Origin of the sequence: Endozoicomonas sp. ONNA1, from assembly GCF_024606325.1 — a bacterium.
In the GTDB taxonomy this organism is placed as follows: Bacteria; Pseudomonadota; Gammaproteobacteria; order Pseudomonadales; family Endozoicomonadaceae; genus Endozoicomonas_A.
Genome location: NZ_JAHHPN010000123.1, coordinates 1 through 1,725 on the forward strand (window position 1 = coordinate 1; position 1,725 = coordinate 1,725).

The 1,725-nt window shown below is 47.4% G+C and carries 2 protein-coding genes; both read right to left on the bottom strand.

Translation table 11 applies throughout. From position 1 onward, the window contains the following. The coding region (locus tag KDK19_RS02750; protein ID WP_257252954.1) for a hypothetical protein at positions 1 to 1,006 on the bottom strand (1,006 nt) is incomplete at its 3' end. Between the two features lie 465 nt (positions 1,007 to 1,471). Then, positions 1,472 to 1,725: hypothetical protein (locus KDK19_RS02755; protein ID WP_257252955.1), on the bottom strand; the 254-nt coding region annotated here is incomplete at its 5' end.

A 1,725-nucleotide genomic window follows, 5' to 3' on the forward strand; every position in this document is an offset into this window, starting at 1 on the left:
TGAATACCTCCATCAGGGTTTGCGCTTTTTCCAGCTCTTCCTGACTTAATTCGTATTTGATATGTGCCTTTACTTTTTCCAATGGGCCATCGGTGGTCTGAGTGCCTGTCGGCTTCTTTTTTTTGGCCGGTGGTGCATTGGTTGCTTTTGAATTTTTTCTCTTTCTACCCGGGCCTTTCTTTTTTTTCTGAACAGGTTCTGATGAGTCAGGCTCTGTTTCTTGCCGCGGTGGTCTTGCTCTTTTTTTACCTCGAGTGCCCGACAGGCAGCTTTTGCATAACAGTGCTGAAACTGCTGCCTCATGGGCTACACGTCTTAATTCCTGTAGATTCAGTGCCTTGCCACACTTGGTACAAGTTACAACCGAACTTGCGGTATCCTGCGCAGCAGAGGGTTCCATTGGATCATCGCCGCCACGACCATTGCCGACTGTCGAACCAATGACCTTTCTATGGGCAGCAGCTTGGGAAACCTGATGGGATTTTCGAGTCTGGCTTTTTGTCTCGGTCGTTGATGCTTTGGTCGTTTGGGAGGATTGACTCTTTTCCCTGTTAGCCGCCTGTCGGCCAGAATATTTGTCAGAAGTGACCTCAAGGTAAACACTGAGTTCCCGACCATTCTCTGCCAGCCGTGTCTGAACCAGCACCGGATGCATATTGGCGGTGTTTGATCTTTCCAGGTCCAAAAGGTCCGCTTCAATCACCATGATCCGGTTTGACAATATCCGGGCCAGGGTGGTTTGCCCTGTCGTAATAGCCCATAGTCGTTTGATTCGCAACATTTGAAGGAGTTGCTTTTTTTGTTGCAGGCATTTTTGAATAGGGTCAGAAACAAGATTAAGGTCAAGGTCAGTCCGGGACTCAGGGTCAGGATTCCAGTTATTTCTGTCAGTTGGCTTATCGCCATCATCTCCCCCGGCAGCGGCGATGGTGTTCAGCTTATTGGAAGTGTTATCGGGGACTTCCGGGGGCATAGCCAACAGTTCAGTGCGGAGTGTTGGCTTCATTGGCCAGATGGCTTGGGGAGGCAGTTGGAGAGACTGAAGAGGACTATTATTTGGCAGCCGCCGCAGTAAACTGAAGGCGAATTTCATAAACCCAGCCGGAACAGGGTCGGGCGGTTCAGGTTCGGCCAACTGATAGGGATATAAGAAATGTACTGGTAGTGGGCTTGAGCCGATCCATTCCAAAGCTTGCAGTGACTCCCCAAACATTATTGCCACCAGCAGAAGCAGTGATCGAACCATTGAGAAGGCAGTTTTGTTTTTTTGTGAGCGTCTCATAGATTCAGGCTAATAAAATCAGCGTCTGTGAATCCATCCGCTTTTGGAAAAATTCATACGTCATTCGGATAGGGCCCATTGATTGACGTTTGCGCGAGACTTCATAGCACTGCACCGGCGAACTTGCCATGAACGGAGTTGGCTGACGTTTTTTTTTCAGAAGCTTTTATCATACGACACAGATCTTTTTTATAAAATAACTCCACACCGATCAAGCAACTCTAGTTCCTGACAACTCTGATAAACATCAGGATCAACCTCTGATAATAAAGGATCTCGCCTTTTTAACAGCTTTATTTCGCCGCATGCCCGTTGCCTCCATCCTTCCATTATGTGGTTATCGATATCGATTTTGGCTTTTTTAAGAGCGGTAACGATATGCATAAGCTCCATTTCATCCCTGTACCCGTCCAGTAATGTCAGTATTTCGATGTCAAAAACTT